Raw genomic sequence first — 4,344 nt, forward strand, 5'->3', positions numbered from 1 at the left:
GCTGGTAATGCCAACGTGAGATCTGGGTAACCCAGGGCGCTCAACCTCGAGAGATTGAAGCAGCTACAGGCACTTCGCAGTGAGCGCTGCGGCGACAGTCCTTTGGCAAGCGGTGCGGGCGGACGCAGAATCCTGAGGGCAGACATACGATTAATCTTGGTTGCTATGAATGACAAATATATAGTAACAAACAAAAAGGGGAAGGAGGTTAGGAAGGTTTATAGTATTTAATCTTAATACTTTAATACTTTAAAGGAAAGGGGAATAATTATGAATTCATTATGGTTAATGATAAGTAGTATTATTATTTTCATTATTGCTTATGCTACTTATGGCTCATGGCTAGCCAAAAAATGGGGAGTAGATCCATCAAGAAAAACTCCTGCTCATGAAATAAACGATGGTGTAGACTATGTGCCTGCAAGACCTGCTGTATTATTAGGACATCATTTTTCTTCTATAGCTGGAGCAGGACCAATTAATGGACCTATTCAAGCAGCCGTATTTGGCTGGTTACCAGTTTTATTGTGGATAGTAATAGGTAGTATTTTCTTTGGAGGAGTCCATGACTTTGGTTCGTTATTTGTCTCTATACGCCACAAAGGTAAATCCATAGGAGAAGTAATTAATGATACTATGGGTAAAAGAGGTAAACAACTATTTTCAATATTTGCATGGTTAACTTTACTATTGGTAGTTGCAGCCTTCGCAAATATAGTTGCTTCTACTTTTGCAACAACACCACAAGCAGCTACGTCTTCATTACTATTTATAATATTAGCTATTGTTTTTGGATTTGCAGTATATAGACGAGGAGTATCTTTAAAAGTAGGTACAGTAGTCGGTGTAATTCTTTTATTTGTATGTGTGTGGTTAGGTACTGTATTTCCTATTCAACTAAGTGTAAATACATGGATAGTGATATTAGCTATTTATATTTTCATTGCCTCTACAGCTCCAGTCTGGATATTATTACAACCTAGGGATTACTTAAATTCATTCTTATTATATGCTATGATGGCAGGAGCTTTGCTAGGAATATTAATTTACAGACCAGAAATCAAATTAGAAGCTGTAACAGCTTTTAAAGTAGGAGATTATAAATATCTATTTCCGATGTTATTTGTTACAGTAGCCTGTGGAGCTATTTCTGGATTCCACTCTTTAGTAGGTTCTGGAACTACTTCTAAACAGATAGATAACGAAAAGGATGCAAAGGGCATAGGATATGGTGGAATGCTTATAGAAGGAGCGCTGGCAGTTGTAGCATTAATTACAGCAGCTTATATAACTAAAGGAGAATTATCTAATTTATTAGAAGGTGGTCCTGTAAATGTATTCTCCAATGGAATAGGTGTATTTATGTCTAAGTTTGGTATCCCATTTGAAGTAGGGAAAACATTTGTAGCATTAGCAGTATCAGCTTTTGCTTTAACTAGTTTAGATACTGCTACAAGACTTGGTAGATTTATATTCCAAGAATATTTTGAAGACTCAGAGAAGGAAACTCAATCACCATTGACTAATATGTACGTAGCAACAGGTATTACTGTAGTCATAGGCTCTGTACTTGCAGCTGGAGGATTTGCAAAGATTTGGCCAATATTTGGTTCTGCAAACCAATTATTAGCTGCATTAGCATTGATGGCTATAGCTCTATGGTTAAAGAAACAAAAAAGAAGTTTCAATATGATTACTATACCAATGGTATTTATGCTTATAGTAACTCTTACTGCTTTAGTATTGCTGACAATGAGTAACTTTGCTAACAATAATTATATACTTGTGGTATTTCCAATATTATTGTTTATACTTGCTATAGTGTTAGCAGTTGAAGGATATAAGATTCTTTTCAAAGACGATTCTGAAAAAGTTAGTGAAACTAAGTAGATAAAAAAGTGAGTTGGAATTTTCCAACTCACTTTTTTTAATCCTTTCGAAAACTCAAAAGACAGGCTATAATATAATGGAGAGGAGGGAAGGAATTTTGAACAAAAAATATATTATGGCTTTTGATCAAGGTACTACCAGTTCAAGAGCTATAATTTTCAATTATGAAGGTAAAATTGTAAATATAGCACAAAAAGAATTTGTTCAATATTATCCAAAGCCAGGATGGGTAGAGCAGGATCCGATGGAAATATGGGGAACCCAATCTGGAGTTGCAAGGGAAGTACTAGAAACTGCAGGGATAAGACCTGATGAAATAGCTGCTATAGGAATAACAAATCAAAGAGAGACTACAGTTATTTGGGATAAGAACACAGGGAAACCCATATATAATGCTATTGTTTGGCAATGCAGGAGAACTGCTGATATATGTGATCAATTAAAAGACAAAGGTTTAGAAGATTACATAAAAGAAACTACAGGTCTCGTAATAGATGCTTATTTTTCCGGAACTAAAATTAAATGGATACTAGACAATGTAGAAGGAGCTAGAGAAAAAGCCAATAGAGGAGAATTGTTGTTTGGAAATATTGATACTTGGTTGATTTGGAATTTGACAAGGGGCAAAGTACATGTAACCGATTATTCAAACGCTTCTCGTACTATGATATACAATATAAAAAAATTAAAGTGGGAAGATAGATTATTAGATGAATTAGACATCCCTAAATCAATGCTACCCAAAGTAAAACCATCTAGTCAAGTATATGGGAGAACCGATCCTCTTACCTTTGGAGGAGCAAAGATTCCAATTGCAGGTATAGCTGGAGATCAGCAAGCAGCTTTGTTTGGACAAACTTGCTTCCAACCAGGAATGGCTAAAAACACCTATGGAACTGGTTGTTTTATGTTAATGAATACAGGAGAAGAAATTGTAAAATCTAAAAAAGGCCTTATTACAACTATAGCTTGGGGAGTAGATAATAAGATTGAATATGCCTTAGAAGGTAGTATATTTGTAGCAGGAGCAGTGATCCAGTGGCTACGTGATGAACTAAAGATCATCCATGATGCTAAAGATAGTGAATATTTTGCAGAAAAGGTAAAGAATAATAACGGAGTATACCTAGTGCCAGCCTTTGTAGGATTAGGTGCACCTTACTGGGATATGTATGCTAGGGGAACTATGGTAGGATTAACAAGGGGAGCAAATAAAAACCATATTATTAGGGCAGCACTAGAATCAATTGCATATCAAACTAGGGATGTATTAGAAGCTATGGAAGAGGATTCAAACTTAGCTCTTAAAGAATTGAGAGTAGATGGTGGAGCAGTAGAAAATAATTTTTTGATGCAGTTTCAATCGGATATATTAGGGGTTCCAGTACATAGGCCAAAAGTTACAGAAACGACTGCCTTAGGAGCAGCTTATTTAGCAGGGCTAGCAGTAGGCTTTTGGTCATGTAAGGAAGAGATATCTAAAAAATGGAATGAAGATAAAGTATTTAATAGCAAAATGGAAGAAGAAGAAAAAGAGAAATTATATAGAGGATGGAAAAAAGCAGTAACAAAAGCTTTTCACTGGGAAGAATAATTCCCAGCTGAATAAAAAAGTTTTATTAAATATGCCATACATTTTTATTATTGGAGGATACTGCTAAAGCATTAGAGTTTAGACTCATCATAACATCTTCTTTGTCCATGATTAATCCACTTGCAATAATAGGGGTGTCCGTTTCCATATGAATCATTTTAGTAATCTTTGGCATAATACCTGGTAAGATTTCAATAGCATGAGGTCTAGTGGATTTTGCGGAATGGATACCCTTTTTTAAAGCTACCGAGTCAATAATAAACAGTCTTAAAATAGTAAAAGCACCTAAATCTTTACTAAGCCTAACTAAATTTTCTTTAGCAGTGATAATTCCATCAGGGTATATATTTTTAACAATATACTCCAGTCCCCAAGTATCCTTAGAAAAACCATCAATTAAATCTATATCTATGTACAGGCCCTTATCTCTAGCCTTCACCCTATTGGCTATTTCTTTTAAATTAAAAATATTGCCTGTAAGTAGAAATATAATCTCACAAGGGGATTCTAATGCCTTGTCTAATTGCGCCAAATCATTGATAGCAGCAATTATTGGATTTATTTCTATTCTATCAAAAAAATTTTTCAAAAAACCACCTCATTAAAATATAATAGATCAATACTATAGATATCTAATTCGTAGATTGAATAAATTATGAGTTAAGTCATTATGAGCTTCAGCAGAGGATCTCGATTTAGATCCTTAGATAGTAGGATTATATTGTTAGGCTCAAGGTGACAAGAAATGTTTCAATCTAATTTTATCATATTAGATGATTATGGTAAAGAAAATTAATGATTGATATCGAATTTCTATATTTAATAAAAGCTTTAGCAAAGGCCTTATTTTAAATTTTTCC

Annotated in this window: 3 protein-coding genes; 2 read left to right on the plus strand and 1 reads right to left on the minus strand. The window is 34.3% G+C overall.

What is annotated here, in order from left to right; translation table 11 throughout:
• Positions 1 to 270 precede the first annotated feature (270 nt).
• Together VK998_RS09095 and glpK are read left to right on the plus strand one after the other, a co-directional pair.
• Positions 271 to 1,890, plus strand: a complete 1,620-nt coding sequence (locus VK998_RS09095) for a carbon starvation CstA family protein (protein ID WP_325227802.1) — start codon at positions 271 to 273, stop codon at positions 1,888 to 1,890.
• Positions 1,891 to 1,966: 76 nt separating this feature from the next.
• Entirely contained in the window at positions 1,967 to 3,484 is a 1,518-nt protein-coding gene (gene glpK / locus VK998_RS09100) for a glycerol kinase GlpK (protein ID WP_325227803.1), read from the plus strand.
• 25 nt (positions 3,485 to 3,509) lie between these two features.
• Here the strand turns inward: glpK and VK998_RS09105 are convergent, their stop codons facing one another.
• Positions 3,510 to 4,073 carry a glycerol-3-phosphate responsive antiterminator gene (locus VK998_RS09105; protein ID WP_325227805.1) on the minus strand — a complete coding sequence of 188 codons (564 nt, stop codon included), beginning with the start codon at positions 4,071 to 4,073 and terminating at the stop codon, positions 3,510 to 3,512.
• Between the last annotated feature and the right edge of the window lie 271 nt (positions 4,074 to 4,344).

Origin of the sequence: Schnuerera sp. (assembly GCF_035459645.1) — a bacterium.
Taxonomy (GTDB): domain Bacteria; phylum Bacillota; class Clostridia; order Tissierellales; family Tepidimicrobiaceae; genus Schnuerera.